The 25,152-nt window shown below is 74.3% G+C and carries 29 protein-coding genes; 14 read left to right on the forward strand and 15 right to left on the reverse strand.

All coding sequences use genetic code 11. From position 1 onward, the window contains the following. Positions 1–13: 13 nt before the first annotated feature. Entirely contained in the window at positions 14–628 is a 615-nt protein-coding gene (locus tag IE217_RS11570; RefSeq protein ID WP_190177698.1) for a TetR/AcrR family transcriptional regulator, read from the forward strand. An 80-nt stretch (positions 629–708) separates the two neighbouring features. On the opposite strand, the gene IE217_RS11575 is transcribed toward IE217_RS11570, so the two are convergent. The 4 genes from IE217_RS11575 to IE217_RS11590 form a co-directional block, all read right to left on the reverse strand. Further along, positions 709–1,956: a lactonase family protein gene (locus tag IE217_RS11575; protein WP_190177699.1), complete on the reverse strand. Its 1,248-nt coding sequence runs from the start codon at positions 1,954–1,956 to the stop codon at positions 709–711. A gap of 116 nt (positions 1,957–2,072) precedes the next feature. Then, positions 2,073–3,194: a hypothetical protein gene (locus IE217_RS11580; protein ID WP_190177700.1), complete on the reverse strand. Its 1,122-nt coding sequence runs from the start codon at positions 3,192–3,194 to the stop codon at positions 2,073–2,075. Positions 3,195–3,288: 94 nt separating this feature from the next. Next, entirely contained in the window at positions 3,289–4,542 is a 1,254-nt protein-coding gene (locus IE217_RS11585) for an FUSC family protein (RefSeq protein WP_190177701.1), read from the reverse strand. Positions 4,543–4,594: 52 nt separating this feature from the next. Then, a complete protein-coding gene (locus IE217_RS11590) occupies positions 4,595–5,089 on the reverse strand; it encodes an FBP domain-containing protein (protein WP_190177702.1) in 495 nt (164 codons plus the stop codon). A 271-nt stretch (positions 5,090–5,360) separates the two neighbouring features. On the opposite strand from IE217_RS11590, the gene IE217_RS11595 reads away from it, so the two are divergent. Together IE217_RS11595 and IE217_RS11600 are read left to right on the forward strand one after the other, a co-directional pair. Continuing rightward, a complete protein-coding gene (locus IE217_RS11595; protein WP_190177703.1) occupies positions 5,361–6,647 on the forward strand; it encodes an ROK family transcriptional regulator in 1,287 nt (428 codons plus the stop codon). Positions 6,648–6,724: 77 nt separating this feature from the next. Next, positions 6,725–7,936, forward strand: a complete 1,212-nt coding sequence (locus tag IE217_RS11600) for a cysteine desulfurase-like protein (RefSeq protein WP_190177704.1) — start codon at positions 6,725–6,727, stop codon at positions 7,934–7,936. Positions 7,937–7,993: 57 nt separating this feature from the next. Here the strand turns inward: IE217_RS11600 and IE217_RS11605 are convergent, their stop codons facing one another. The 3 genes from IE217_RS11605 to IE217_RS11615 form a co-directional block, all read right to left on the reverse strand. Further along, on the reverse strand, positions 7,994–8,803 hold the full coding sequence (locus tag IE217_RS11605; protein ID WP_190177705.1) for an SAM-dependent methyltransferase: 810 nt from the start codon (positions 8,801–8,803) through the stop codon (positions 7,994–7,996). An 89-nt stretch (positions 8,804–8,892) separates the two neighbouring features. After that, positions 8,893–9,108: a DUF397 domain-containing protein gene (locus IE217_RS11610; RefSeq protein ID WP_229865226.1), complete on the reverse strand. Its 216-nt coding sequence runs from the start codon at positions 9,106–9,108 to the stop codon at positions 8,893–8,895. Positions 9,109–9,212: 104 nt separating this feature from the next. Beyond that, a complete protein-coding gene (locus IE217_RS11615) occupies positions 9,213–10,079 on the reverse strand; it encodes a helix-turn-helix domain-containing protein (RefSeq protein WP_506004906.1) in 867 nt (288 codons plus the stop codon). A gap of 254 nt (positions 10,080–10,333) precedes the next feature. Between IE217_RS11615 and IE217_RS11620 the strand changes: the two genes are divergently transcribed. Continuing rightward, entirely contained in the window at positions 10,334–10,837 is a 504-nt protein-coding gene (locus IE217_RS11620) for an ATP-binding protein (RefSeq protein WP_190177707.1), read from the forward strand. Between the two features lie 517 nt (positions 10,838–11,354). Here the strand turns inward: IE217_RS11620 and IE217_RS11625 are convergent. Then, a complete protein-coding gene (locus tag IE217_RS11625) occupies positions 11,355–11,729 on the reverse strand; it encodes a hypothetical protein (protein WP_190177878.1) in 375 nt (124 codons plus the stop codon). A 19-nt stretch (positions 11,730–11,748) separates the two neighbouring features. Between IE217_RS11625 and IE217_RS11630 the strand changes: the two genes are divergently transcribed. Continuing rightward, positions 11,749–12,138 carry a DUF6624 domain-containing protein gene (locus tag IE217_RS11630; protein ID WP_308432714.1) on the forward strand — a complete coding sequence of 130 codons (390 nt, stop codon included), beginning with the start codon at positions 11,749–11,751 and terminating at the stop codon, positions 12,136–12,138. A gap of 85 nt (positions 12,139–12,223) precedes the next feature. Further along, positions 12,224–12,475 (forward strand): hypothetical protein, encoded by a 252-nt coding sequence (locus IE217_RS11635; protein WP_190177709.1) that lies wholly within the window; start codon positions 12,224–12,226, stop codon positions 12,473–12,475. Between the two features lie 41 nt (positions 12,476–12,516). Here the strand turns inward: IE217_RS11635 and IE217_RS11640 are convergent, their stop codons facing one another. Beyond that, positions 12,517–13,545 (reverse strand): SDR family oxidoreductase, encoded by a 1,029-nt coding sequence (locus IE217_RS11640; RefSeq protein ID WP_190177710.1) that lies wholly within the window; start codon positions 13,543–13,545, stop codon positions 12,517–12,519. Between the two features lie 243 nt (positions 13,546–13,788). On the opposite strand from IE217_RS11640, the gene IE217_RS11645 reads away from it, so the two are divergent. Next, on the forward strand, positions 13,789–14,625 hold the full coding sequence (locus tag IE217_RS11645; protein WP_190177711.1) for an alpha/beta fold hydrolase: 837 nt from the start codon (positions 13,789–13,791) through the stop codon (positions 14,623–14,625). 15 nt (positions 14,626–14,640) lie between these two features. Here IE217_RS11645 and IE217_RS11650 read toward each other — a convergent pair whose 3' ends face one another. The 4 genes from IE217_RS11650 to IE217_RS11665 all read right to left on the reverse strand — a co-directional run bounded on the left by IE217_RS11650 (position 14,641) and on the right by IE217_RS11665 (position 19,028). Beyond that, the gene (locus IE217_RS11650) at positions 14,641–15,612 is read right to left on the reverse strand and encodes an SDR family NAD(P)-dependent oxidoreductase (protein ID WP_190177712.1); all 972 of its coding nucleotides are present in this window, start codon (positions 15,610–15,612) and stop codon (positions 14,641–14,643) included. Positions 15,613–15,930: 318 nt separating this feature from the next. Then, the gene (locus IE217_RS11655) at positions 15,931–17,154 is read right to left on the reverse strand and encodes an FUSC family protein (RefSeq protein ID WP_190177713.1); all 1,224 of its coding nucleotides are present in this window, start codon (positions 17,152–17,154) and stop codon (positions 15,931–15,933) included. 119 nt (positions 17,155–17,273) lie between these two features. Then, a complete protein-coding gene (locus IE217_RS11660; RefSeq protein WP_190177714.1) occupies positions 17,274–17,930 on the reverse strand; it encodes an HAD family hydrolase in 657 nt (218 codons plus the stop codon). 60 nt (positions 17,931–17,990) lie between these two features. After that, positions 17,991–19,028 carry a PHP domain-containing protein gene (locus IE217_RS11665; RefSeq protein WP_190177715.1) on the reverse strand — a complete coding sequence of 346 codons (1,038 nt, stop codon included), beginning with the start codon at positions 19,026–19,028 and terminating at the stop codon, positions 17,991–17,993. Between the two features lie 150 nt (positions 19,029–19,178). On the opposite strand from IE217_RS11665, the gene IE217_RS11670 reads away from it, so the two are divergent. Genes IE217_RS11670 through IE217_RS11680 form a run of 3 tightly spaced genes read left to right on the forward strand, consistent with a single transcriptional unit; the run spans position 19,179 to position 21,309 of the window. Then, a complete protein-coding gene (locus IE217_RS11670) occupies positions 19,179–19,991 on the forward strand; it encodes an SDR family oxidoreductase (RefSeq protein WP_190177716.1) in 813 nt (270 codons plus the stop codon). Positions 19,992–20,001: 10 nt separating this feature from the next. Continuing rightward, a complete protein-coding gene (locus IE217_RS11675; RefSeq protein ID WP_190177717.1) occupies positions 20,002–21,018 on the forward strand; it encodes a DNA topoisomerase IB in 1,017 nt (338 codons plus the stop codon). A gap of 45 nt (positions 21,019–21,063) precedes the next feature. Continuing rightward, positions 21,064–21,309 (forward strand): hypothetical protein, encoded by a 246-nt coding sequence (locus IE217_RS11680; protein ID WP_190177718.1) that lies wholly within the window; start codon positions 21,064–21,066, stop codon positions 21,307–21,309. Positions 21,310–21,317: 8 nt separating this feature from the next. Here IE217_RS11680 and IE217_RS11685 read toward each other — a convergent pair whose 3' ends face one another. Both IE217_RS11685 and IE217_RS11690 read right to left on the reverse strand, forming a co-directional pair. Further along, positions 21,318–22,571, reverse strand: coding sequence for a lectin (locus tag IE217_RS11685; protein WP_190177719.1), 1,254 nt, complete (start codon positions 22,569–22,571; stop codon positions 21,318–21,320). 128 nt (positions 22,572–22,699) lie between these two features. Beyond that, positions 22,700–23,341 (reverse strand): VanZ family protein, encoded by a 642-nt coding sequence (locus IE217_RS11690; protein WP_229865213.1) that lies wholly within the window; start codon positions 23,339–23,341, stop codon positions 22,700–22,702. 182 nt (positions 23,342–23,523) lie between these two features. Here IE217_RS11690 and IE217_RS11695 point away from each other — a divergent pair, with 182 nt between their 5' ends. The 4 genes from IE217_RS11695 to IE217_RS11710 are packed head-to-tail and all read left to right on the forward strand — an operon-like array spanning position 23,524 to position 25,151. After that, complete coding sequence (locus IE217_RS11695) at positions 23,524–23,706, forward strand: hypothetical protein (RefSeq protein ID WP_190177721.1); 183 nt, start codon at positions 23,524–23,526, stop codon at positions 23,704–23,706. Next, a complete protein-coding gene (locus IE217_RS11700; RefSeq protein WP_190177722.1) occupies positions 23,703–24,155 on the forward strand; it encodes a monovalent cation/H+ antiporter complex subunit F in 453 nt (150 codons plus the stop codon). Before IE217_RS11695 ends, IE217_RS11700 begins: the two co-directional genes overlap by 4 nt. Beyond that, positions 24,148–24,414: a Na(+)/H(+) antiporter subunit B gene (locus IE217_RS11705; RefSeq protein WP_190177723.1), complete on the forward strand. Its 267-nt coding sequence runs from the start codon at positions 24,148–24,150 to the stop codon at positions 24,412–24,414. Before IE217_RS11700 ends, IE217_RS11705 begins: the two co-directional genes overlap by 8 nt. After that, entirely contained in the window at positions 24,411–25,151 is a 741-nt protein-coding gene (locus IE217_RS11710) for an MnhB domain-containing protein (RefSeq protein WP_190177724.1), read from the forward strand. The genes IE217_RS11705 and IE217_RS11710 overlap by 4 nt, the downstream gene beginning before the upstream one ends. The last annotated feature ends 1 nt before the right edge of the window (position 25,152 follow it).

Raw genomic sequence — 25,152 nt, forward strand, 5'->3', positions numbered from 1 at the left:
GTAAAGTGTGGGCATGGCCGCGAACGAGGGGGAGCAGCGCACGCGCCGCCGGCTGAGCACCGCCGAGCGCCGGGAGCAGCTCCTGTCGGTGGGGGCGCGGCTGTTCTCGGAGAGCCCGTACGACGACGTGTGGATCGAGCAGGTCGCGGAGATCGCCGGAGTCTCGCGCGGGCTGCTCTACCACTACTTCCCGACCAAGCGGGACTTCTTCGCGGCGGTCGTGGAGCGCGAGAGCGAGCGTATGCTGCGGATGACCGCGGCGGTGCCCGGAGTTCCCGTACGCGAACAGCTGACGGCGGGTCTGGACACCTATCTGGAGTACGTACGCACGCACGCGCACGGCTACCGCGCCTTCCACCGCGCCGACGCGGCGGGCGACCAGGCCGTGCGCCGGGTCTACCGGCGTGCCCTGGCCGCGCAGGAGCGGCAGATCCTGGCAGCCCTGGCCGCGGACCCGGAGTTCGGCGCGTCGGCCGGGCAGCGGGCCGACATCCGGCTGGCCGTCCGAGGCTGGCTGGCCTTCACCACCGCCGTCTGCCTGGAGTGGCTGCGCGGCGACCCGGGCCTGACGCGGGAACAGGTGCGCGACCTGTGCGCACGCGCGCTGCTCGGCGTACTCACCTCCTGAAGCGGCACCGGCCGGGCGTGGTCGGCGAGCGCCTGCACGCACCGCTCGCCCGGGCGAGCGCCCGCCTCCGCCCGCGCGCCCTACAGCGGCAGCGCACAGACGGCGACGGGCGAGGCGAACGGCTCGCCCGCGAGCGTCAGTTCCCCGCTCGCGCGGTCCACGCGGAAGACGCTGACCGAACCCGACTTCTGGTTGGCCGCGAACAGCAGCCCGCCGTCCGGCGAGAAGGCGATCTGCCGCGGGAAGCCGCCCCCCACAGGCACCGTGTCCAGCAGCCTGAGCCGCGCCCCGCCCGCCTCGACGGCGTAGCGCGCGAGGCTGTCGTGGCCGCGGTTGGCGAGGTAGGCGAAGGAGCCGTCGGACGTGACCAGGATCTGCGCCGGATAGTTCCGCACGCCGCCCGGGCCCGGACCCGTGGACTGCGGCTCGCCGATGGACAGCCGGCCGGTCGGCGGGTCGTAGCCGCACACCGCCACGGTGTCGTCGACCTCGTTGGCGAGGTAGGCGTGGCGGCCGCCGGGATGGAAGGTGAGGTGGCGCGGCCCGGCCCCGGGGCGGGCGTGCGCCTGCGACACCTCGGTGAGCCGGCCCGTGCGGGTGTCCAGACGGTAGGTGTAGACGGTGTCGGTGCCGAGGTCGACCGCGAGGACGTGACCACCCTCCGGACTCGTGACGAACTGGTGTGCGTGCGGCCCGTCCTGGCCCGGGCCCGGCGGCGGGCTGGTGTGGGTCACCAGGCAGGAGCGCTCGCCGAGGGCGCCCGAGGGCGCGATCGGGTGCACGGCCACGCTGCCGGAGGTGTAGTTGGCGCTGAGCAGCCAGCGTCCGGTGGGGTGCACGGACAGGTGGCAGGGGCCCGCCCCGCCCGTGCTCCGGGTGCCCAGCACCCGGCGGTCCGCGAGCCGTACGGCGGTCACGGCCCCGTCCTGGCGCTCGTCGACGGCGTACAGCGTGCGTCCGTCCGGGTGCACGGCGAGGTACGACGGGTCGGGCACCCCGGTGAGCGTGCTCCGGCCGGTGACGGCGCCCGTCACCGGGTCGTACTCCGCCAGGCCGATGCCCGTACCGCCGCCCTCGACGGAGGTGTAGGTGCCGACGTAGAGCGGCCGGGGGCCGGACGGCTCGCCGGGGGCGCGGCCCGTACCGGCGGCCGCCTCCGGATCCGGCCGCGGATCCGGGGAGGCTCCCGGTGCGTCCGCGCCGGCGTCCGGATCGGGGGTGCGGCGGGGCGCCGCCGGCGCCGGTACGGCCGCCACCGCGGCGGCGCCCGTCAGGGCGCCCACGATCCTGCGCCTGCTCCAGCCCTGCCCGCGCTCACCGCTGCCCATGCCCGCACCTCAGGTCGTCGACTGCCCCCGGTCCCGGGCCACCTTTGCGTGGACCCGGCCCCCGGTGCAAGTACGGCAACCCGCGTTGCGGACTCCGCAATGCGCGGGCGGTGGGCCTACCAGTTCCCGTCCTCGACCGGCTTGCCCGGCGCGTCCTTGAGGGGGTGCACCTGGTCCGGGGACGGCGCCTGCCACGGGTCGTGGTCGTCGCCGAGCCAGTCGCCGACCGGCTGGACCTGCGTCAGGGTGTCGGCCGGGGCCAGGTCCTCGGCGCCCTCGTCGTAGTAGTCGTACCAGGGCAGGCCCGCGCGGGTGTACGCGGCGCGGTCCACGGGGGAGGGCGGGGCGGCCTCGCCGGTGATGCGGCGCCACTCCGGGGGCGTCACCAGGTGCACGAACACGCGCCCGGCGGGCTCCTCGGCCCAGTCGCCCAGCGGGCGGTCGTCCTCGTACACCTCCTGGCGCATGGAGCCGCCGACGCCCAGGCCCATGGCCGCGGCGGTCCGGGGGCGGGCCCCCGGGGCGGGCGGACCGCCCGCGGCCGGTGCGCCACCCGGAGCGGCCGCGAACGGCGCGCCACCCGGAGCGCCCGCGAACGGCGCCCCACCCGGAGCGGCCGGTGCCGGCGCCCCCGGCGGCGGCAGGGGGAAGCCCGCGCCCATGGTCTTGACCGACCGGGTCGTCCGCTGCCGCTGCTGCTCCTGCTCGCGCCACCTGGCCAGCTCCCCGGGCCGCAGCGGGAAGGCCTGCAACTGCACGCCGCCCCACACCTCCTCGCCCGTGACCTGGCCCTCCACCGTCGCCCCGAGGCCGAGCGGCACCGCCACGAACTGGCGGACCGTGCCCCGGCCGGAGTTGATGCCGTCGAGCCAGGGCTGGCGCGGCAGCACCACGTAGTTCTGCGGGCCGCGGGCCATGCGCCCGGTCCACGGCCTGCCCGACACCGCGCACACCTTGCCCACGCCCACCTGGAGCGCGGCCGGCTCGCTGGTGCCCGCGAAGCTCAGCCACATGGCCTCGCGCAGGTACACCGGCAGCATCACCCCACCGCGGGCGCGCATCTGCTCGGGCACCGCGTCCCCGTAGTCCGCGACCCGGCGCACCGGGAACTCGCCGAGCCCCGGCGGCAGCGGGTGGGTGCCCGTTTCCGGCAGCCGCAGGGTGCGCACGAACCGCACCGCCACACCGCCCGGCAGCCGCAGTGTGTTCCCGTCGATCCGGACCCTCGTACCGGTCATTCGCCCGCTCCCCTCCGTCGTTCCGCGCGCCCCCGGAGGGCGACGCGACCCCCGCCCGACGGCACCGGCCACCGGACGCGCGTCCGATGATCCCTCACGGAGAACGCCGCTGGGGGTCCTGCCGGTTCCGGTGCGACCTGACCGGCGCTCCCAGCTTGTCCGCCAGCCGCGTCAGGTGCGGCCGCTTCTCGCGCTGCTCGCGGGTGTGCCGGTCGAGCTCCTCCAGCAGCCGCTGCGAGCGGTGCTCGGTGTCCATCTCGTCGAGGATGCGGTTGACCTCGGTGAGCACCGCGCCGTACAGCTGCCAGTTGCTGACGTCCTGCTGCACCTCCTCCAGGAGCACCTGCGCCAGTTTGTCGCGGGTCGTCCCGGCCTGCCGCAGCTCGGCGGCCAGCCGGTCCTCGGCCGACTCCGCGCTCACGCTGACGTCCGTGGTCACCAGCACCGCGTAGCTGACCACCGCGTCGGAGATCTCGCACAGCAGCTGCCTCACGAGGGCGCCGGTCTGCGGGGAGAACAGCGGCTCCGGCGCCCGCTGCTTGGTCAGGTCGGTGAAGGTGCGCGCGAGCACCCGCAGGACCACGGTGCAGATCTCCAGGGTGTCCAGGCCGGTGCGCAGCACCACCCGGTGCAGCAGTCCCTCGCGTACCCTCGGATTGAGCCGCAGGCTGTCCTCGGCCTGCCGCAGGGCGGCGTCCACGTCGGCGATGTCGTGGTCCAGGCGGCGCGCCTCGTGCAGCCGCGCGGCCGCCCGCTCCACCGGGATGCCGTCGGTCACCTCGTCGCCCATGCGCAGCATCAGCTGCCGCATCCGCCGCGCCAGCCCGTCGATCGACTCGCTCGCCTGCCCGGTCCACACCGGGGGAGCCAGGAGCAGGTTGCAGGCCAGGCCGACCACCGCGCCGATCAGCGTCTCCACGATCCGCGCCCAGGCGGTGCTGCCCACGGTGGTGACGCCGAGGACCAGCATCGCGCTGATCGCCACCTCGACCACGAACTCGTCCACCCGCACCAGGTGGCCCACGCCGAGACCGGCCAGGATCACCAGGGCGAGGCTCCACCAGGTGAGCCCCACCAGCAGGGAGAAGGCGATGGCGACGAGCACCCCCGCGACCACCGCGTTCACTCGGCGGACGCTGGTCTTCAGGGTCGCGAAGAGGGTGACCTGGACGACGAGCAGGGCGGTCAGGGGGGCGGTCAGCGGGGCGGGTTCCGGGCTCAGCCACTTGGCGATCACATAGGCGATCGTGGCCGCGACCGTGGACCTCAGGGCCTGTACGACCACGGGGTCCCGGTGCCGTCGCACCAGTGCCGCCAGGGACGACGGCCACTCACGTACATCTTGCATCCCTTGCGCTGTTCCCCGTTCGCAGACGCATCGAACGTGGACACGCGGCGCTTCAGACGTACAGCTTGTCCAGGAAGGCCGCCAGGTTCCCCGTGACCCGGGCGATCTGCTCGGCCGGCGTGAGGCTCTCCTCGAAGCGGGTGCCGCCCTTGGGGACCTTCCGGCCGCGCACGTACAGCGAGCAGGCGAGGTCGGTGCACATGTACAGGCCGACCGAGTTGCCCTCGCGGCCCGCCGCCCCCGCCTTGCGGGCGGTCATCAGCGAGACCCCGCCCCCCGGGTGCGTGGTCAGGCACAGCGAGCACAGGCTGCGGTGCAGGAAGCCGCGCTGCGAGGACGGGAAGCGCAGGGCCACGCCCACCGGCCGGCCCTCCCGCTCGGTGACCAGATAGCTGCGGTCGGGCGCGCCGGAATCGCGCCAGCCCAGGAAGTCGAGGTCGTCCCAGGGGCGTTCACCCAGGTCACGGGGTACGGGCAGGCGCTTGGCCTCGCCCTTGGAGCAGTTGACGAACGCGGTGCGGATGTCCTGCTCGTCCAGCGGTCTCATGGGAGCCCTCCTCGGATCCTGGGCCAGGGAAAAGCCCGTACGGAAACCTATGGGTTTTAGTTTCGGGCCTAGGGTAGACAGGTGCCGCGTCGGCGCTCCACCGGATTTCGGGGCCGGGCCGGAGGCGTACCTGTGCGGGCACTGTGCGGGCGGAAAAGGTTACGTCTTAATTTATTGCGTGGACTAAGTGCTCCGAGAAGTCGCGCCGAGGTCACTTCCGACGGTATGTTGCGGCTCGGGCAGGGTGGGAGAGTTCGGACTAGGGAGCCACATGGCGGGGCGGAACGGGCGCACGGTGCGCGATCTCAGGCGGGGCAACCGCGCGGCCGTGCTTCAGCGGCTGTACTTCGACGGCCCCCTCAGCCGCTTCGAACTCGGCCCGGCCACCGGCCTGAGCTCCGGCTCCGTCAGCAACGTCGTCGCGGACCTGATCGCCGACGGCCTGGTCGAGGAGGCCGGCTCCGTCGACTCCGACGGCGGCCGCCCGCGCACCCTCCTGCGCGTCAACCCCGGCAGCGGCCACATGATCGGCGTCGACGTCGGCGAGACCCGGGTGCGGGTGGAGCTGTTCGACCTCACCCTCACCGAGCTCGCCCGCACCGACCGGCCGCTCACCGCGCAGGGCTACGACGTCGACGTCATCACCGGGCACATCAGGGACGGCATCGCCGAGGTGCTCGCCGCCGCCGGACCCACCCCCGAGCGGCTGCTCGGCGTCGGCATCGGCGTCCCCGGCATCGTCGAGCGCACCCCCGGCCGCGGGGCCGTGGTGCACGGGCAGACCATCGGCTGGGACGCCGTCCCCCTGGAGTCCCTGCTGCGCTCCGGCTCCCAGCTGCCCGCGGAAGTGCCGTACTTCATCGACAACGGCGCGCGCACCCTCGGCCAGGCCGAGATGTGGTTCGGCGCCGGACGCGGCGCGGGCAACGCGATCGTGGTCCTCTTCGGCTCGGGCGTCGGCGCGTGCCTGGTCACCCCCGAGGTGGAGCGGGGCCGGGCGGTCGAGTGGGGGCACCTGACGGTACGGGTGCGGGGCCGCCGCTGCCGGTGCGGCGCGCTCGGCTGCCTGGAGGCGTACGCGGGGGCGGAGTCCCTGCTCGCCCGCTGGCGCGAGGAGGGCGGCCGGCCGCCCGAGGACACCGACGAGGAGACCGCGCTCACCGCGATGCTCGCCGCCGCCTATCCCGCGGACGGCGCCGCCGCGGACCCGGTCGCGCTCGGCGTCCTGGAGGAGACCGCCGAGTACCTGGGCGCCGGCCTCTCCGACCTGATCAACCTCTTCCAGCCCGAGCGCATCCTCATCGGCGGCTGGGCCGGGCTCCAGCTCGGCCCCCGCTTCCTGCCCGCCGTGCGCCGCCACGCCGCCGCGTACGCGCTGCGCCACCCGGCCGAGAAGGTCACCATCGACCTGGGCCGCCTCGGCCCGGACGCGGTCACCGTCGGCGCGGCGATCCTCCCCCTCGCCGACTTCTTCGGCCGCGGCGGCCGGGCCGTGGAACCCGCTCCGCCCGCCCCGTCGCCCGCCTGGCAGGCGGCGCTGGAGGAGCGCAGGTCCTGAGCAGGTCTTCTGCGGCGCCGCCGCAGGTCATAGGGTGACGGCACCCCGTACCGCAGGGCCGTTCGAAGGAGTCGTCCGTGAGCCATGACATCGCCGGTGTGCGTGCGCAGTTCCCCGCGCTGAAGTCCGGGTGGGCGCACTTCGACGGGCCCGGCGGCAGCCAGACGCCGCAGCCGGTGATCGACGCGATCGCCGACGCCCTGGCCGGGCCGCTGGCCAACCGGGGCGTCCTCACGGCCGGCGAGCGCAACGCCGAGGACCGGGTCGCCGCCGCCCGGGGCGCCATGGCGGACCTGCTCGGCGCCGAGCCGTCCGGCGTCGTCTTCGGACGCAGCGCGACCCAGCTGACGTACGACTTCTCCCGCACGCTGGCCAAGGGCTGGGGGCCGGGCGACGAGGTCGTCGTGACCCGGCTCGACCACGACTCCAACATCCGCCCCTGGGTGCAGGCCGCCGAGGCCGTGGGCGCGACGGTGCGGTGGGCGGACTTCGACCCGGTCACCGGCGAACTGGGCGCGCGGGACATCGCGGCCCAGCTGTCCGACCGCACCCGGCTGGTCGCGGTCACCGCCGCCTCCAACCTGATCGGCACCCGGCCCGACATCCCCGCGATCGCCGCCCTCGCCCACGAGCGCGGCGCGCTGCTGTACGTCGACGGGGTGCACCACACCGCCCACGCACCCGTCGAACTGGCGCACCTGGGCGCGGACTTCTTCGTCTGCTCGCCCTACAAGTTCCTCGGCCCCCACCTGGGCGTGCTCGCCGCCCGCCCCGAACTGCTGGAGACCCTGCGCCCGGACAAGCTGCTGCCCTCCTCCGACGCGGTCCCCGAGCGCTTCGAACTCGGCACCCTGCCCTACGAGCTGCTGGCCGGCACCGCGGCAGCCGTGGACTTCCTCGCCGGCATGGACCCGCGCGCCACCGGCACCCGGCGGGAGCGGCTGCTCACCTCCTTCGCCTCGCTCGAGCACCACGAGGACGCGCTGCGCCGCCGCATCGAGGAGGGCCTGGCCGCGCTGCCCGGCGTCACCGTGCGCTCCCGCGCGGCCCGGCGCACGCCCACCCTGTTGCTGACCTTCGAGGGGCGCGCCGGAGCCGACGCCTACCGTCATCTCGCCGGGCGTGAGGTGGCCGCGCCCGCCGGCTCCTTCTACGCCCTGGAGGCCTCCCGCCACCTCGGCCTCGGCGACACCGGCGGCCTGCGCGTGGGACTCGCCCCGTACAACGACGAGGAGGACGCCGACCGGCTCCTGGAGGGGCTGGCGGACTTCCTGCGGACGGCGCCCTGAGCGGTGCCCGCCGGGTCGTGCGCGCCGGGTCGTGCGCGCCGCTACGTGCCCGTCGGGTCAGGGCTTGCGGGCCACCCCGCCGTAAATGTCCGTGGGCGCGGGCGTGGTCCCGGGCTCCGGACGCCACAACGGGCAGGAGACGATGCCGGGTTCGAGCAGTTCCAGGCCCTCGTAGTACGCGGCGAGCTGCTCGGGGCTGCGCAGTACGTAGGGCACCGCGCCGGTGTCGTCGTAGCCCTGCTGGGCCTCCTTGAGCGCCTGGTCGGTGTCGGTGCTGTCGTAGTGCACGAAGTAGCTGCCCGGGGGCAGGGCCGCCTGGAGGCGGCGGACGATCGACTTCGCCTCCTCGTAGTCCTGGATGTGGCCGAGGATGCCCATGAGCATCAGCGCGACCGGCTGCTCGAAGTCCAGTACCTTGCCCGCCCGTTCGAGGATCCTCTCGGGCTCGTGCAGGTCCGCGTCGATGTACTCGGTGACGCCCTCGGGCGTGCTGGTGAGCAGCGCCTGCGCGTGACGCAGTACCAGCGGGTCGTTGTCGACGTAGACTACCTGCGCCTCGGGCGCGACGCGCTGGGCCACCTGATGGGTGTTGTCGTACGTCGGCAGTCCGGTGCCGATGTCGAGGAACTGGCGGATGCCGAGGTCGCCGGCCACGAACGTCACCGCGCGGATCAGGTACTGCCGGGAGGCGCGGGCCATCGTCTCGATGGTGGGCGCGTGCTCCCGGTAGGCGTCGCCCGCGATCCGGTCGACCTCGTAGTTGTCCTTGCCGCCCATCCAGTAGTTCCAGATGCGGGCCGAGTGCGGCACCGTGGTGTCGATCTTCGACAATGCGTCCTGGTCGGGAGCGGGCCGGCCGTCGGTCATGGGAGGTCTCCTGCCGTGCGTCACGCGGTGTGTGTCCAACGTAGCGCCAACCCCCTTGCCCGCGGCGCGAGTTCAAGGATCGGTAGGGCTCAGTCGACCAGGAAGTCGGCGAGGCCCGCCTTGGCGCCCTCCAGGAAGGTGAGCATCTCGTCGCGGGTGTAGACGAGGGCGGGTCCTTCGGGGTCGGTGGACTGGCGGAAGGCGACCCGTCCGTCGGGCAGCCGCTTGGCCTCCACGCAGGAGCCGCCGTTGGTGCCGCTCCACGGCTTGTGCCAGCCCTCGGCGCCCAGTTCGCCGGCCGGCATGCCGCTGCGGACGTGGACGAAGCCCGCGGATTCCGCGCGTTCCGCGCGTCCCGTCGATCCGGTGGATCCGTTGACTCCGGTGGACCCGGTGGTTTCCGACATGATCACAACTCCTTACGCAGCTCGTCCAGGATCTCCCTGGTCCGTGCGACCGGCTCCGCCTGTACGGACATCCGGTCCAGTACTTCGAGGTAGGCGACGACGTCCTCCGGACGGTCGTAGTAGACCGAGCCCGCCAGGTTCTCGGTGTAGACGATGTCGGGCAGCTCGGAGAATCCGAAACGGAAGTGGTGGAAGGGGCCGTAGGCGCCCGGGTGGGCCCCCACGGAGAAGCGCATGACCTGGATGCGGACCTTCGGCATCGAGCAGACCTCGGCCAGCCGGTCGATCTGCGCCCGCATCACCTCGGGGCCGCCGACGGGACGGCGCAGCACCGTCTCGTCCACGATGGCCCACACCGCCGGCGCGTCCGGCTTGGCCAGCAGGTCCTGGCGTCTGAGGCGCAGGTCCACGCGGCGGGCGATCTCCTCCTTCGACTCGTTGGGGAAGCCGACGCGCATCAGCGCGGTGGCGTAGTCGTACGTCTGCAACAGGCCCGGTACGTAGTGCGGTTCGTACAGGCGGATGACACTGGCCTCGCTCTCCAGGCTGACGTAGGCCCTGAACCACTCGGGCAGCACATCGCGGAACTTGTACCACCAGCCGGGCCGGTTGGCCTCCCGCGCCAGGGCGAGGAAGCCGTCGATCTCCGCCGCCGGGACGCCGTAGGCGCGCAGCAGCTCCCTGACGTACGGGATGCGCAGGCCGACCTCGGCCTTCTCGATGCGGCGGACCGTCAGCGGCGTGACCTCGATGGTCCGCGCCGCTTCCTCGAAGGACACGCCGGCCTGCTCCCGCAGTTGCCGCAGACGCTTGCCGAGGACCATCCGCAGGACGGTGGGCGCGCTGCCGCCGGAGCGGTTCTCCCTCACGTCCTACCTCCCCGGGCGGGCCGTCACAGCGTGCAGTGTGGCACGCTGCCGCGGGACGAGGACAGGGTGATGCGGGGCGTTCTGAAATTATCAGAACGCAGGTTGCGAGCCGTGTGTGTCCGACATCATAGTGATCCGAGGAGCTGCCGCCCGGCGCCGGTCCTTCGGGGCCAACTGTGCGTGGCAGAAACGGAACTGACGTTCCACCAGGTGTGGCCCGCGCCGGCCGCACACCCATGCGAGGCGAGACCTGGATGGCCACCGTGACCGACGGACAGTCGAGAAGTCCGGACAGCGTGCGGGAGTTCACGCTCGGGGCCGTGCCGGGTGGGCACGCCGACGACGAACCGCTCAGCCTGCGCTGCTCCGTGCCCGCCGAGGCCTCACGGGCCCCGGCCGTGCGCCGCCTGGTGGCCGAACACCTCGCGGGGCTGCGGCTGGCGGCCGGGCAGCGGGAGGACGCGGTGCTGGCGACGGACGAGTTGTTCGCCAACGCGGTCAGACACGCGAGCACCGGCTCGCACGAAACGGTCACCGTCACCCTCGAGTGGAGCGCGGGCACATTGCGGGTGACGGTCGCCGATCCCTCACCCGCACGTCCGCGCCCGGGGACGGCGGATCCCCTCGCCGAGTCGGGGCGCGGGCTGGCCATCGTGGCCGCCCTCGCCGACGACTGGGGCATGGCCCCGCCCCGCCCGGGCGCGGCGGGCAAGAGCGTGTGGTTCACGTTACGACGCCGGAGCGGCACGACACCATGACCCACCACCCCAACCCCGACCCCGGCGCAGCCTCTGGCCCGGACGCCCGCGCCGGTCGGACCTCGGTCCCCGAAAGCCAAGGAGGATGGGCCTCCCGCCCCGTGCCCGCCGACGGCGTGGGTTCCGGCTCCGGCCATGGGGGCGGCCGGGGTTCCGGCTCCGGCCTCGGCGGCGAGGCCTGGGGGTCGGGGCCGCTTGGTGGCTCGTCCTCCGGTTCTGGGTTCCGCGGTGGCGAGGCCTGGGGGTCGGGGCCGCTTGGTGGCTCGTCCTCCGGTTCTGGGTTCCGCGGTGGCGAGGCCTCGGGGCCGGGGCCACTTGGCGGTCCGTCCTCCGGTTCAGGGTTCCATGGTGGTGAGGCTTGCGGTGCCGGGGCGCTCGGTGGCCGGGGTTCCGAGGCCGAGGCTGAGGCCGAGGGAGGTCGGGGCTTCCGTCCCGGGCCGGCCGGTGGTGGGGCAGCCGGCTCCGAGCCCCACGGCGGGCGGGAGAGCGGTGCTCAGCGGAAGAAGCGGGACGCTCATCAGGCCGCGGCCGCGGCCGCGGCCGTGAGGGCGGGCGCGGCTCGCGAGCGCACCGACCGCGCGGCCGGCGCGGCGTCGGCGCCCGTGGCGGCGGGGGCGTCCGCGAGTGCGCTCGCGCCGGCACCGTCGGTCACCACCCCGTCCCCGGACACGGAGGCTCCGGTCACCTCCGGGGTCACACCCGCGCCCCTGACGAAGGGGGCGACAGCAGCCGGGGCCCCGGGCGTGGGCGACGGTGGGGCCGTCGTCCCGGGCGGCTCGCCCACGCCCGTATCCCCGCCCTCGCCCGCCTTGGCCTCCGCCATCGCGGAGGAACTGGTGCGGCGGGCGGAGGAGGACAGGGCGGTGACGCGGGTGGCGGGGGTGGCTCCCACGGCGGCGCGGCGGCGGAGGGTGGGGGAGTGTCACCGGGACAACGCCGAGGCGCTCGCCGCGATCGTGCGGCGGCACGGGTGGCCGGCCGCCGATGTCGTGGGCACCGCCGCCTCCACGGCCGCCCTCATGATCCTGCTGCACGCCCCCGACCTGGACTTCCGTCTGCGCTGCCGGGACCTCATAGCGCGGGCCGCGGCGGACGGGCGCTGTCCCGCAGTGCACCTCGCCTACATCGCCGACCACTGCGCGGTGGACCTGGGCGAACCGCAGTTCTACGGCACGCGGATCGACCCCGCCACCCTGCGCCCGTACCCGGTGCGCCGGCCGCAGACCCTCGACGAGCGCCGCCGGGACGTCGGCCTCGGCACGCTCCAGGAGCAGATGAGGGCACTTCGGCTGTCCGGCTGACCCGCACGCCCGCCGGGTTTCGCGGGCCGCCGCGGAGGTACTCGCGCGTCGCCCGGCAGGCGAGACGAGGCGAAGGGAGTACGCCGTGACCGATCACCGTCGCGAGGCTCCCGGCGAGAACGGCGCGCCCGTTCCCCGGGACATGCCGGACCAGCAGGTGCAGGAGGGCGAGGACCCCTGGGACGCCGCGCCCGCGCGGCGCGCGAAGGGGCGCGAGCCGGAGGCGGAGGCCCCGGACGTGCCCGACTCGGACGAGGCGGGCACCGGTCCCAAGGGCGCCGCGCGCCCCGGCACCGTCCACCCCGAGCACCCCGTCCCCGACGAGCCCAGCGGCTGACCGACCCGGACCGGGCCCGGCCCGGGTCGGTCACCTTCGGGTCAGCCGACCTTGCGGCCGCGCATCGGCTCCGTGTCCGCGCCCTCGCCCTGCTGGAGTCCCTCCAGGAACTCCTGGACGACCTCGGTCGCCGTACGCTCCGGGCGCCAGCCCAGTTCGGTGTGGGCGCGGGTGCAGTCCATCAGCGGCAGCCGCAGTACCGCGTCGAACAGGTGCGGCGACGCCGGCAGCAGGTGCAGCCCCCACGCGGCGGCGATCGCCGAGCGTGCGGCGCCCCGGGGCAGCCGTACGGTGCGCGCGCCCAGCATCTCGCCCAGCACATGCGCGTCGAGCGGGGGATCGGCGGCCAGGTTGAAGGCGCCCCGCACCTCGTGCCGCAGCGCCAGCCGGTAGGCCCGCGCGCCGTCGTCGGTGTGCAGCGCCTGCACCCGCAGCCCCGGGATGTCCGGCAGGAACGGAAGCAGCTCGGGCCGGGCCAGCGGCCCCGGAAGGAAGCGGCCGCCGAAGATGCGACGCTGCTCGCTGGCCGACTCCCGCTTGAAGAGGAACGCGGGCCGCATCCGCACCACCCTGATGTCCGGGTGGTCCCGCTCGAAGGTGTCCAGGGCGCGTTCGAGGTACGCCTTCTCCCGGGTGTACGCCGCGTCGGGCCAGCCGTGCGTGGGCCACGACTCGTCCACGGCGCGGTCCTTCGGCCCCGGCGAGTACGCCCCGACCGACGAGGCGTGCACCAGCACCGGCACCCGGGCGGCGGCCACCGCCTCGAACACCCGCATGCTGCCGAGCACGTTGGTGCGCCAGGTCGTCGCCGGATCGTGCGTCGGCTGGAACGCCCAGGCCAGATGGATCACGGCGTCGGCGCCCTCGAACTCCGCGGCGAGACCGGCCTGTTCGGAGGCCACGTCCACCGCCGACCACTCCGTCTTCGGCGGCGACCAGCCCGGTTTGCGGCGGGCCAGACCCCGTACCGAGGCGATGTCCGGATCCTCGGAGAGAACGCGGACGACACTCGTGCCGACATTGCCGGTGGCACCCGTGACGACGACCCTGCTGCCCGACGCACTGCTCACCTTCGGCTCCTCTCGCGGCGCTGACCGTGCGCCGCCCCGAGTACCCGCGCCCGCACGCCCCACCCCCGCGTGGCCCGAGAGGCGCCCGCCCCCCTGCATGGCCGACCCGAGAGGCGCCCGCCCCCGCATGACCCGAGAGGTAATCGACCCCGCGCGCCCCGCCCGCGACCATGAGAGCCGTCCGCACGAAAACGTCCGCACGCGTTCGCAGGAGTCCTGCGAACCGGACCCCGGGAGGCCTCCATGCCGTACTTCACCAGCCCCGCCGACGGCACGCGACTGCACTACGCCGACTACGGGCCGGCCGACGGCCCCGTGGCGGTCTTCGTGAACAGCGCCTACCTCGGCACCGAGATGTGGGAGTTCCAGATGCCGGCGCTGGCGGCGGAGGGGTACCGCTGCGTCTCCATGGACCGGCGGGGCCACGGGCGCTCCGAGGACGTCTGGGGCGGCTACGACCTCGACACCCTCGCCGACGACCTGTACGGGCTGCTCGACCACCTCGACCTGCGCGAGGTGACCCTGATCGGCCACTCCATGGGCAGCGTGGAGATCACCCGCTGCCTGACCCGGCACGGCACCGGCCGGGTGGCCAGGGTGGCCTTCGTCGCCGGCATCGCCCCCGGCGTGGTGCGCACGCCCGCCAACCCCGACGGCGCCGACCCGGCCGCCGTACTCGCCGCCAACGAGCTCTCGCGGCGCGACCGGGCGGCGTTCTTCGCCTCCTCCGCCGACGCCTTCTTCGCGCTCGACCGGCCCGGCAACGACGTCTCCCCGGAGTACGTCCGCTACGTCCTGGGCTGCTGCCTGACCGCCACCGCCCGCGCGACCGCCGCCGTCCAGGCCCTGATCGCCGAGGTGGACGTGGCCCCGGAGCTGCCCAAGCTGGAGCTCCCGGTGCTCGTCGTGCACGGCACCCACGACACCTCGGCCGCCCTGGAGACGACCGGCCGCCGCGCCGCAGACCTCCTGCCGGACGCCACGCTCAAGGTCTACGAGGACGCCGGCCACGGCCTCTACGTCACGCACGCGGACCGTCTCGTGACCGACCTGCGCGCGTTCATGACCACCACGGACTGAGCCCGCCGCGCCCCGCTACCGCCCGGCGAAGGCGTCCACGCCGGTGAGGTCGGCCGACAGGGCCCACAGGCGCGCCGCCTGCTCCGGGTCGGTGGCCCAGGACCTGACCCCGCGCCGGTCGCCGTCCGCCTCGGAGGCCGGCTCGGCGATGTCGCAGTCCGCCAGGTAGACGCCGCCCATGCCCTCGAGCTGCGGGGAGGTCGCCGCCCAGACCTGCGTGGCGGCGCCCTGTTCGGGGCTCTTGAAGCCCTCCGGGTTCAGTAGGTTTCCCTGCTCGTCGATCCAGCCGCGCTCGACCATCTCCTCCTTGGCCAGGTGCCGCTGGAGCGGGGTGAGGATGCCGCCGGGGTGGAGGGCGAAGGCGCGGACACCGCGGTCCCGGGCGAGCCGGTCGAGGTGGACGGCGAACAGGACGTTGGCGGTCTTGGCCTGGCCGTAGGCCGCCCACTTGTCGTAGCCCCGGCGCCAGTGGACGTCGTCCCAGCGGATGCCGGAGAAGTGGTGGCCGCGGGAGGAGACGGAGACCACGCGGGCGCCGCCCGGCTCGATCGCCGGCCACAGGCGGTTGACCAGGGCGAAGTGCCCGAGGTGGTTCGTCGCGAACTGGGCCTCCCAGCCCGGGCCCACCCGGGTCTCGGGGCACGCCATGATCCCGGCGCTGCCGATGAGGAGGTCGATGGTGCGGCCGGAGGCGAGGAACCGCTCGGCGAAGGCGCGCACGCTGCGAAGGTCGCCGAGGTCGAGCGTGTCCACCTCGACGCGCTCGACGCCGGCCAGCGCCTCCCGCGCGGTGCCGGGCCGCCGGGCGGGCACCACCACCTGGGCGCCCGCCCTGGACAGGGCCCGCGTGGTCTCCAGGCCGAGGCCGGAGTAGCCGCCCGTGACGAGCGCGAGCTTCCCGGTGAGGTCGATGCCCTCCAGTACGTCGTCGGCGGTGCTCGTCGCGCCGAAACCGGAACCGATCTTGTGCTGTGGCGTAGTGCTCATGTCGGGAACGCTAGGAATTGAAGTGCGCTCCAAGTCAAGCGGTGCCGTCCGGACGCGGGGTTCCCACCCGGACGGCGCGGGCCCGGACATGGGGAAGCCCCGGCCGCGACGGGGGAATCACGGCCGGGGCGGCTCGAGGTGTGGGCACGCATGGCGGTCGCCTCTCGGCGAAAGGCTCCACAGGGCTTCAGCCGAACGATCTTCCCTGTGGGCGATAGGTGAGGCCCGGGGACACTGTCCCACCCGCACCCACGGTCTGTTCAACGGCGAACCACCGCCCGGTGTTCCGGTGTGCGTCCGCTTTTGTGGTGATCTGAGTCACTCCGCACGTTGCCCCGCCTCCTGTACGGCGCCGGGCACGACCTCCGCCCACACGTTCTCCGCCTGGAGCAGCAGCGAGCCGAGCACCGTCGTCCGGGTCGCCTCCCGGCCCGCGTGCTCGCGCAGCGCCTCCTGCACATGGCCGTGCAGTTCCTCCATGGCGGCCCTGGCCTCCCCGTCCGGCGGCTGTGCGACGCCGCCGTGCAGGAGCCGGCCGGCTTCCGTGCGGCAGCGGTCCGCGATCAGGTCGAGCAGCCGTGCGTACGTCCGCAGGACCGGGGTGTCGGGCGGGGCGGGCGCCCGGTTGTCGTCGGTGGCCACCGCGAGCGTGCGGGTGAGGGACCTGATGTGCCCGGTGACGCGGGCCCACCGCTCGTCCTCCTCCTCGGGCGGCACCGGGCCCGGGACGCGGCGCAGCCTGCGCAGCACCCCGTTCGTCAGCCGCAGGCTCTCCCGGCTCCACGCCCGTGCCGCGTGCAGGGACGTGAGCCGCCGCTCCAGCCGGTCCGAGCCGTGCGACCAGCCGGCCGCCGCCCCGGGGTCCCAGTCCTCGCGGTTCAGGTCGGCGGCCACTTCGTGCAGCACCTCGCCGGCCTCGCGGGCCAGCGCCGCCAGGTTCTCCCGTACGTCGCGCAGATGGATCGGCGGCAGCACCAGCGCGTTCACGGCGACCCCGATGACCGCCCCGAGCGCGGTCTGGCCCAGCCGGTGCCCGACCGCGGCGGTGGAGACGCTGCCGGTGGCGAGGGTGAACACGGCCGTCGTCGCGCCGTAGACGCCCTGGTCGCCGAACCGGGGCCAGTTCGCCAGCAGCATCAGCACGGGCACGCACAGCGCCAGCGAGGCGGTGGTGTCGTGGGTGAGCGCCTGCGCCGCCGAGGCGCACAGCGTCCCGGCGCAGATCGCGGTGAACTGCTGCACCGACCGCCGCAGCGAGCTGTAGACGGTCGCCTGCACCAGGACCAGCGCCACCCAGGGCGCCATGAGGGCCATCGGGTCGCCGAGCCAGTCCCGTGCCACCAGCCAGGCCAGCAGGGCCGCCGCCGCTGCCTTGAGCGACTGCACGACCATGTCCCGCTCCCGGCCCGGTCCCCGCCAGGCCGCCCGGGCCGCGCGGCGCACGGTCCGGCCCTCCCGGCGCACCACCGCGGCCGGCCGGGCACCCGCCCACCGCCCGCGTGCGTGCGCGTCCTCTTGTGAAGCCTCCTTGACCACTGCCATGCGGGTGCGGGTATCCAGAGATCCCGGCCGCCCACGCCCCACCTGCAGTGACCCCGGGAACACTCCACCCCGCGGACCGACGGCCCCGCACTCACGCCAGCGGGCTCACGCCGGCGCACTCACGCCAGCGGGCTCTCCCGCAGCGAGGCGAGCAGGTCCGCCGGGTCGTCGTAGATCGCCTGGGCGCCGGCCGCCTCCAGGTCGGCGCGCGGGATGCCGCCGCACAGGACGCCCACGCAGCGCACCCCGGCCCGGCTTCCGGCCCGCATGTCCCACACGGTGTCGCCCACGAACACCGCGCGTTCGGCCGGCACCCCGGCCAGTTCGAGGGCGTGCTCCACGGGCTCCGGTGCGGGCTTGCCCTCCTTGACGTCGTCGGCGCTCGCGGTGGCGTCGATGGCCTCGTCCGCGTCGATGGCCCGGCGCAGCGCGCCCAGCTCGGCGCCGCTCGCCGAGGTGGCCAGCACCACCCGCCAGCCGTCCTCGTGCAGCCGCCGCAGCAGCCGCCCGGCGTCGTCGAGGGCGGGCAGCCGGTCGAAGTACTGGGCGTACAGCGTGGTGTGGGCGGAGCTCAACGCGTCGTCCTGGTCCTTGTCGCGGTCCTCGCCGAGCAGATGGGCGACCAGGTCGGTGGAGCCCAGGCCCACGGCCCGGTGGATGGCGTGCATGGGCACCCGGTGACCCGCCTGGCGGAAGGCCTCCCACCAGGTGGTGACGTGGAGGTGGTTGGTGTCGACGAGCGTTCCGTCGACGTCGAACACGGCCGCACGGTCCATCCGGGGGTCCTCTCTCCAGTGCCGATCGCTGATCCGTTCTCCGGTTGGGCGGGTACCACGTCAGCCGGCGGCCACGCGGGCGGGCGTACGGCGATCACGCGTCCAGGCCAGCAGTTCGTCCAGGGACCAGGTGGTCACCACCCGTTCGGGCGGCACCCCGCACTCCTCGGCCCGCGCGCACCCGTGGATCTGCCAGTCCAGCTGGCCGGGCGCGTGGGCGTCGGTGTCGATGGAGAACAGCACGCCCGCCTCGACGGCCCGGCGCAGCAGGCGGCGCGGCGGGTCGAGCCGTTCCGGGCGGCTGTTGATCTCCAGCGCGGTACCCGTCTCCGCGCACGCCGCGAACACCTCGTCCGCGTCGAACTCCGACTCCGGCCGCCCCCGCCCGGTCACCAGCCGCCCGGTGCAGTGCCCGAGCACGTCGGAGTGCGGATCGCGTACGGCGGCGACCATGCGGCGGGTCATCGAGCGGGCGTCCATGCGCAGCTTGGAGTGCACCGAGACCACGACCACGTCCAGCCGGTCCAGCAGCTCCGGCTCCTGGTCGAGCGAGCCGTCCTCGAGGATGTCGCACTCGATGCCGGTCAGCAGCCGGAAGGGCGCCCAGGTCTCGTTGAGCCGGGCCACCACGTCCAGCTGCTCGCGCAGCCGCGCGGGGGACAGCCCGCGGGCCACCGTCAGCCGCGGCGAATGGTCCGTGAGCACCGCCCACTCGTGCCCGAGCCGCGCCGCGGTGCGGCCCATCTCCTCGATCGGGCTGCCGCCGTCGGACCAGTCGGAGTGCAGATGGCAGTCCCCGCGCAGCAGCGCCCGCAGCCGCTCGCCGCCACGGGCGAGCGGGGCGGCCGCCTCGCCCTGGAGCTTCTCCAGGTAGCCCGGCACCCCTCCGGCCAGCGCCTCGCTCACCACCTGGGCGGTCTTCGGGCCGACGCCCTTGAGGGACTGGAGGGTCCCGGCCGCGGCCCGCCGCGCCACCTCCTCGGCGGGCAGCGCCGACAGCACCCCCGCCGCGGTGCGGAAGGCGCGCACGCGGTACGTCGGCGCCTGCGACCGCTCCAGCAGGAACGCGATCCGGTCCAGTGCCTCGACGGGGTCCATGGCCACCTCCACCCCCAGGGTTCCCCGGCGCCGCGCCGGCCGCACCGCGACGTTGCCCGGACCGCTCCCGGTTTGCCCGGTGCGCCCCCGGGTACCTGCGGATCCCGCGAGGAGACGCCCCGCGACCGACCGTCACCGCAGGAGGCCGTCATGTCCGCCCCCACAGCCGGAGCTCCCCGGGTGGCCGTGGTCACCGGTGCCGACTCCGGCATCGGCCGCGCCACCGCCGTACGCCTGGCCGAGGCGGGCATGGACGTCGGCGTCACCTGGCACACCGACGAGAAGGGCGCCGAGCGGACCGCCGAGGAGGTCCGCGGCAAGGGCCGGCGGGCCGCCGTGGCGCGGATGGACCTCACCCGCCTGCCCGACGCCGCGGACGCCGTGGACGAGCTGGCCGACGCGCTGGGCGGCCGGATCGACGTCCTGGTCAACAACGCCGGTACCGGCACCGCGACCCCGTTCCTCGACCTGCGCCTCGACGACGTCCGCGAGGTGCTGGACGTGGACCTCGTGGGGCCGTTCCTGTGCGGGCAGAAGGCGGCCCGGCGGATGATCGGGCAGGGCGGGGGCGGCCGGATCGTCAACGTGACCTCCGTGCACGAGCACCAGCCGCGCGTCGGCGCCGCCCCGTACTGCGCGGCCAAGGGCGGCCTCGGCCTGCTCACCCAGGTCATGGCCCTGGAGCTGGCCGAGCACGGCATCACCGTCAACGCGGTGGCGCCCGGCGAGATCGCCACCCCCATGACCGGCCAGGAGGACACCGACGTGCGCGCCGAGCACCGCCCCGGCGTGCCGCTCGGACGGCCCGGCGACGCCCGCGAGGTGGCCGCCGTGATCGCCTTCCTGGCGGGCCCCGACGCCTCTTACGTCACGGGGGCGTCCTGGAGCGTGGACGGCGGGATGCTTCGCATGGGCCCGATGGCCGGCTCGCACCTGACCGGCGACGACTGGCGCCGTCCCTGAGCCGGCCGCCGTGCGACTGCGTACCAGCTCCTGTGACCGGCCCGGCTTCACCCGGATCCGCTGCGGCCGCGGCTTCCGCTACGAGGACGCCGAGGGGCAGCCGCTCCGGGACCCCGCCCACCTCGCCCGCATCCGCGCCCTGACGATCCCGCCCGCCTGGCGCCAGGTGTGGATCTGCCCCTGGCCCAACGGCCATCTCCAGGCGGTCGGCACCGACGACGCCGGACGCCGCCAGTACCTGTACCACGAGGAGTTCCGCGCCCAGCAGGAGCAGGCCAAGCACGAGCACGTGCGCGAGGTGGCCCGCGCCCTGCCCGAACTGCGCGCCCGCGTCGCCTCCGACCTCGCGGGGCGGGGCCTCGGCCGCGACCGGGTCACCGCCTGCGCGGTGCGCCTGCTGGACCTCGGCTTCTTCCGCATCGGCAGCGACCGGCACACCCGCGAGAGCGAGACCTACGGCCTGACCACCATGCTCCGCGAGCACGTCACCTGCGGCCACGGCGAGATCGCGTTCAGCTACCCGGCCAAGGGCGGCACCGAACTCGTACGGGCGCTGGTGGACGAGGAGGCGCACGCGGTGGTCCGCGCCCTGCTGCGGCGCCGGCACGGCGGGCAGCGGCTGCTGGTGTACCGCAACGGCGGGGCCTGGCACGACCTGCACAGCGGCGACCTCAACGAGGCGCTGCGCCGGCTGTCGGGCACCGACATCACCGCCAAGGACTTCCGCACCTGGCACGCCACGGTGCTGGCCGCCGTGGGCGTCTCCGTCTCCGCCGAGCAGGCACGGGCGACGGCGGCGGCCCGGCGCCGGCAGATCACCCGCACGGTCCGCGAGGTGAGCCACTACCTGGGCAACACCCCCGCCGTGTGCCGCTCCTCCTACATCGACCCGAAGGTCTTCGAGCTGTTCGAGGCGGGGGAGACGATCGCCCCCGTGCTCACCCGGCTGGGCGAGCACGGGGACTTCGGCCGCCCCGCCACCCAGGGGGCCGTGGAGGCGGCCGTGCTGGAGCTGCTGGAGCGGTGACGCTCACGACGCGCCGGCAGGGGCCCGCGTTCTACGCTGGAATGCATGACCGAAGCCGCGTGTCCCTACATCTCCCAGCCGCGGATCCTGGTGCTCGGCGTGCAGCCGGGCCCCCCGCCGTTCCGGATCGTGGAGGTCGACGGGGAGGTGGTGGGGGAGGCGAAGGGCGTCACGGACGTCCTGCGGGCCGCCCTCCTGTTCGGCATCCGGGTCCACGACCTCGACGACCCGGACGTGGTCCGCTGGGTCGGTGGGGACAAGTTCACCTGGACACCGCGCCACCAGCGGTAGGTGCCGCCTCAGCCGACCGTCCACTTCTGGTTCGCGCCGCCCGTGCAGGTCCAGATCTGGAGCCGGGTGCCGTTGGCCGCATTGTTGCCGGTGACGTCCAGGCACTTGTCCGCCTGCGGATTGACGATGTCGTTCGCCGGGGAGAGGGCCCACTTCTGGTTGGGGCCGCCGGTGCAGTCCCACAGCTGGACCGTGGAGCCGTCCGCGGTGGCGTTGCCCGTCACGTCCAGGCACTTGCCGAGCGCGCGCAGCGTGCCGTCCGGGCCCACGGTCCACCGCTGGGCGGCGGTGCCGTTGCAGTCGTAGAGCTGCACCGGGGTGCCGTTGGCGGGGTTCGCCCCGGCCACGTCCACGCACTTGCCGGCGAGCCCGCGGATCGCGCCGCCGGTGGGGGAGTCGCTCGTGGTCACCGACACCGAGTCGACCACCAGCTGGGCCGGGAAGGCGGTGGAGCCGTCCGGGTCGCCGGGCCAGTAGCCGCCCACGGCCAGGTTGAGGATGAGGAAGAACGGCTTGTTGAACACCCACGTCTTCCCGCCGAGGTCGGCGGGGGTGCGGCGCTCGTAGACGTTGCCGTCCACCGACCAGGTGATCGAGTCGGGCGCCCAGTCGACGGCGAAGGTGTGGAAGGCGTCGGCGAAGGCCTGGCCGCCGGGGAGCGTGTAGCCGGCGCCTATGCCGCCCGAGCCGGAGTAGCCGGGGCCGTGGATGGTGCCGTGGACCGTCGAGGGCTCGAAGCCGACGTTCTCCATCACGTCGATCTCACCGGAGTCCGGCCAGCCGACCTGCCCGATGTCGTCGCCGAGCATCCAGAAGGCGGGCCACATGCCCTGCCCGCGCGGGATCTTCATGCGGGCCTCGACGTGCCCGTACTGCGCGGCGAACTTCCCCGAGGTGTTCAGCCGCGCCGACGTGTACTGGCAAGTGCCGTACCAGCACTGGTAGCCGGCGGGGTTCTCGCGCCGGGCGGTGATGACCAGGTGGCCCTGGCCGTCGAGGGCGGCGTTGCGGTTCCCGGCCGTGTAGTACTGCCGCTCGTGGTTGTTGACGTTGTCGCCGGTCTCGGTCTGCCACTTGGCGGGGTCGACGGCCGCGCCCGCGGGCCCGTCGAAGGTGTCGGAGAAGGTGGACACCGCGGCCACCGCGGGGGCGGCGGAGACGTCGGCCGGCGCCGCGCCGGCCGGGCCCACGGCGGCCGATCCGGCGAGTGCGGCGGACAGCGCGGCGAACAGACATCTGCGGAGCAGGCGTGGAGAGGCCACGTCTCTCCCTTCCGTACGGCGGCCCGGGGAGGGGCACGCCGACCTGTGGGGGGTGGATGCGTCGACTCTTGATTCAAGTAATGAACTAAGTGAGCGTCAATACTTTGGTCCGGACCAGTTTCCGGTGGTCATTCACGGCTGCGGCGGGCGTGCACGGCACGGCTCATCCGCCGGCCCAGGAGCAGGTAACCCACCAGCGCGCCACTGGTGTTGAGGATGACGTCGTCGATGTCGAAGGCGCGCCCGGTGATCAGCGCGCCCTGCGCGAACTCCACCAGCAGCATCACGACCGCGGTCAGCAGCAGCACCCGCCACAGCCCGCGCGTCCGGGGCGCCAGCACCGGCACGAGCACCCCGAACGGCACCCCGAGCAGCAGGTTGCCGCCGATCTGCTTGGCCGCGTCGCGCAGCCCGGGCTCCGACAGATAGGCGCGCAGGGAGCGGCCGGGGTGCAGATTGGTGTGCGCGATGGCCGCCGAGGCGGGGGAGGGCTCCAGCGTCAGCCGCGCCAGCACCACGGCGAACCCCACCATGAAGACGAACGCGCACAGCATCGCCAGCAGCCGCAGCGGCCACGGCGCGGGCCGCCGCTCACCGGTCGCCTTCCGCGAAGCACGTGAAGCCCGCGAAGTTCCTGACGCCCGCGAGGTCCGTGAAGCCCGCGAAAACCATGACGCCGTCCGCGAAGTCCGTGAGGCACGGGCGTCCTGCCGGGTCTTTCCCGGGCGCGGCCGGAACACTGTACGCGGACGGATCGCCATCCGGGCCATTCGGTCCTCCCTGCGTCAACTTCCCTCTGTGCCGGGCCGATTACCCGCGAACGGACCGCCGATGCCGCCGGATTCCACCACCGAAGCCGCCCACCGGCCGGTACCGCGCCGCCGGTTTCCACCGGTGTTCCCTGGGCATCCGGGAACAGCAGCCGGGACGACCCGAGACGGGGAGGTGGCGTGTGAAGGCGCCTGCGACGCTCCTCGCCGTGGGCGAGGTACTGGCCTGGTGGGCCGCGCTCCTCGTGCTGTGGCTGATGCTCATCAGCACCGTCTCCACACTCGAATGGGTGGTCGGCGCGTGCGCCGCGGGCGTGGGCGCGCTCGCCGCGAGGGCCGGGCGGCGGGCGGTGAGCGACCGGTGAACGGCTGGATCCTCGCCGCGGCCCTGGTCATCGCCGTGGGCCTCGGGACCTGCCTGTGGGGCGTGTCCACGGGCCCCCTCAAGCGCCGGGTGGTCGCCCAGAACCTGTCCAACGCCATCGTCTGCCCCGGCCTGCTCCTGCTCGCCCAGGGCTACGGCCGCACCTCCTACGTCGACCTGGCCCTGGTCCTGGCCCTGCTCGGCCCGGTCGGCACTCTCGTCTTCGCCCGGCTGCTCGCCGCCGAACTCGCCGACGACCCGCCGCGCGCGCGGGCGTCGACCTGGACGGTGGCCGCGGTCGGCGCGGTCGTCGTGCTGGTGCTCTGCGCGGTCACCGGGCCCGGCCGGGCCATGGTGAAGCTCCTCGTGGCCGGGGCGCTGGTGGTCGGCGGCAACCTGGTCGCCTCCCGCGCCCTGTCCCACGGCTTCGCGGGGGTGGACCGTGGCTGAAGCGGTCGTCGTCGTCGCCCTGCTGCTCGTCGCCGGCGCCGCGACCGCCGCCGTCGTCAACCGCGACCCCGTGCGCCAGGCCCTGGTCCTGTCCGTCCTCGGCACCGCCCTCGCCGTGCTGTTCACCGTGGACCAGGCGCCCGACGTGGGGCTGTCCCAGCTCGCCGTCGGCTCCGCCCTCACCCCGCTGCTGATCATGCTCGCGGTGCGCAAGGTCAAACGGCGCCCGGCCGAGACCGGCGAGGACGGTGAGGAGTGAACCCGCGCGCCAGGCTGTGGCTGGTCGCCATCGGCGGCGCGGGACTCGCCGCGCTGCTCGCCGCCGCCTGCCTGCGGCTGCCCCGCTTCGGCGGCGGCCACCACCCCTACGGCGACCGCGCGGTGCGTGCCGCCCTCAGCCGGCACACCGCCAACACCATCGCCTCCGTCAACTTCGACCAGCGCGCCTTCGACACGATGGGCGAGATGGCGATCCTCTTCGCGGCCGTCCTCGGCTGCGTGGTCCTGCTGCGGCAGGCCCGCGACGAGCACCGCGGCCGCCCCCGCCCCGCCGAGGTCGCCGCGCCGGTACGCCGCTACGCCCTCGCAGTGCTGCCCGTCGCCCTGGTCACCGGCCTCTACGTCGTCGCCCACGGACAGCTCAGCCCCGGCGGCGGCTTCCAGGGCGGAGTGGTCGCCGCGACCGCCCTGCATCTGATGTACCTCGGCGCCGACTACGCGGCCCTGGAACGCGTCCGCCCGCTCGAGGCCTTCGAGGCCGGCGACGCGCTGGCCGCCTCCGCCTACCTCGTGCTGGGCCTCGCCGGCGTGCTGGCCGGCACCGGGTTCCTCGCCAACGCCCTGCTGCCGTACGGGACGTTCAACACCCTGTCCTCCGCGGGCACAGTCCCGCTGCTGAACGCGGCCATCGGCATGGAGGTCGCCTGCGCGGTCGTCGTGCTGCTCGCCCGCTTCCTGGACCAGGCCGTCGAGATCGAGGAGGAGAGCGGGAAGTGAG

It is taken from the genome of Streptomyces naganishii JCM 4654 (assembly GCF_014650575.1).
GTDB classification, from domain to species: Bacteria; Actinomycetota; Actinomycetes; order Streptomycetales; family Streptomycetaceae; genus Streptomyces; species Streptomyces naganishii.